Here is a 2,467-nt window from a genome sequence, read left to right as displayed (position 1 = left end):
CGCGTCACCCGCACCTACGACACCCGTCGCAAGAGCCAGAATCTTGACTTTGGGTATGGCTGGAGTGTGGACTATCAGAACGTCCAGATCCGCAAGAACATGATCCTGGGTCTGCAATGGAACGTCATCACCTCCGGCACCAGCGTCTGTCTGCGACCAGCGGGTAAGCGCAAGCTTGACATCACCCTGCCAACCGGGGAAGTGGCGCGTTTTACAGCCGCCAACAAAGTTGAATGTGGTAACGCCATTCCTTTAGTCGAGATTCAATTCAGTGCCTTGCCCGGTACCACCAGTACCCTGGAACTGGTCGACGTACCGACCAGCATTCATACCCAGGCAGGCATGCTGGTTGACGAGGCCGATGTCAGCACCGGTACCGCTACTGCCTGGAACCCTAAAAACTACAAACTCACCACCGAAGACAACTACCAGTACTTCCTGACCGATGGCATAGGCATCACCCGCATCAAAGACCCGAACGGCAACACCCTGACCTATAACGACACCGGTGTGGCCCACTCGAACGGTACTGCCATCACCTTTACGCGGGACGCCAATCATCACATCACCGGACTGACCGACCCGTCCGGCAAACAGATTCGCTACACCTACAGTGCCAGTGGTGACTTGATGAGCATGACCGACCGTAACGGGGCAGTCAGCAGCATGACCTACGACCGCAACCATGGTCTGGCCAGCTTCACCGACCCTGATGGTCATCTGGCAGCAAGGTATGAATACGATGTCGATGGACGCCTGATTGCGGCGTACGACGCCAATGGCAAAGCCATCCAGATGAACCATGACCTCGACAACAACCGCGAGACAGTGACAGACAGAAGAGGGTACAAGACCACCTATACCTATGATGCGTACGGTAATGTGACGCAAATCATCAATCCGCTGAATCAGATCACGACCTATACCTACGATGCCAATGGCAATCAGGCCAGTGTGACGAATGCGGCGGGGCAGACGACGTTGAGTAGTTATGATCCTAAGAGTTATAAGCAGACGAGTGAGACGGATCCTTTAGGGCATGTCAATCGCTGGAGGTATGACAGCCAGACAGGGACGCAATTGTCATCTACAACTGATGCGAATGGAAACAGCACGACTTACTACTATGGCAGCGATGCAACACTGATCAACCAGCCTCTCGGTAGTGGGATCAATTTGCTCAATGATAGTGCAGGAAATGTGACCACCATGAATATGAATGGACGGGTCACCAAAAATCGTTATGACGGCAAAGGTAACAAGATCAGTGAAACGGATGCAGCGGGTAATGTGATTACTTATGCATATGATGCCAACGGCAAAGAGATCAGCCGTAGCTGGATAGCGACAGTCAATGTCAACGGAACTCCGGCACAGAAAACAGTTAGCGTTACGCGTGTACTTGACAATGAAGGAAGAGTGTTAAGTTTAACGGACGCCTTAGGTATCACTACAAAAACGGAATACACCGCTGGTGGACAGGTTAGTGCGAATGTTGATCCGCAAGGGCGTCGCACTAGCTATCAATATGACAGTACCGGCAAACTGGTGAGTACAACTTATCCGGATGGCAGTAGTACCAGCAGCGCTTATGATGCGGGAGGAAATAAGGCCAGTGACACCGACAGGCAGGGACGCACAACACGTTATGAGTACGATGCTCTAAATCGTCTAGTCAGGACTATTGCAGCAGATGGTAGTACGAATAGTAGTACTTACGATACTGCTGGTCAGGTCGCAAGTACTACTGACGCTAAAGGTAATACGATCACCAATACCTACGATGATGCAGGTCGTTTAATAACACTGGCGGATGCCATTGGAAAGCAAACCAAATACGAATACGACAATGCAGGTAATCGCACCAAAATTACCGATGCGACCGGTAAGGTTACACAGTCCCAGTACGATGCACTGAACCGTTTGACCAGTACCATCTATCCAGATAATACGACCAGCACAACAGTATGGCGTGCGGATGGACGCAAGCAGTCAGAAACGGATCAGGCGGGGAACACCACGACTTATGGCTATGATGCAATTGGACGGTTAAACAGCGTTGTTCAAGCCAATGCAGCGACACAACAGCAAACCAGTTATGCCTATGACGGCAATGGTAACAAGACCAGTCAGACTGATGCGCAAGGGCGCACTACAAGCTGGACGTACGATGTCAACAATCGTATGGTCAGCAGGATTTTACCAGCCGGGCAAGTAGAGAAATTTACGTATGACCTGAGTGGCAATCCAAATCAGAAGACCGACTTCGCTGGTCAAAATACGAGCTACGTCTATAACAACCTGAACCAGGTAATTCAAGCGCAACGTCCAGACGGTACAAACATCGTCAATACCTATACGGAAAACGGACAAGTTGCGATAGTCACGGTGAGTGGCGGTAATGGCACAAATGGTGCACAAAACGGCCAAACCAGCTATCAATATGATGCGCAGGATCGTGTTACCA

Annotated in this window: 1 pseudogene; it reads left to right on the top strand. The window is 50.7% G+C overall.

Annotation, left to right across the window (positions count from 1 at the left end):
- Positions 1-2,467: pseudogene (locus H8L32_RS27175) on the top strand (hypothetical protein); the annotation flags it as partial.

This window comes from Undibacterium hunanense (assembly GCF_014284335.1).
Lineage (GTDB): Bacteria > Pseudomonadota > Gammaproteobacteria > Burkholderiales > Burkholderiaceae_D > Undibacterium > Undibacterium hunanense.
The sequence above is the reverse complement of the archived record's forward strand: the minus strand, read 5'-3'. Positions and strand labels throughout refer to the sequence as shown.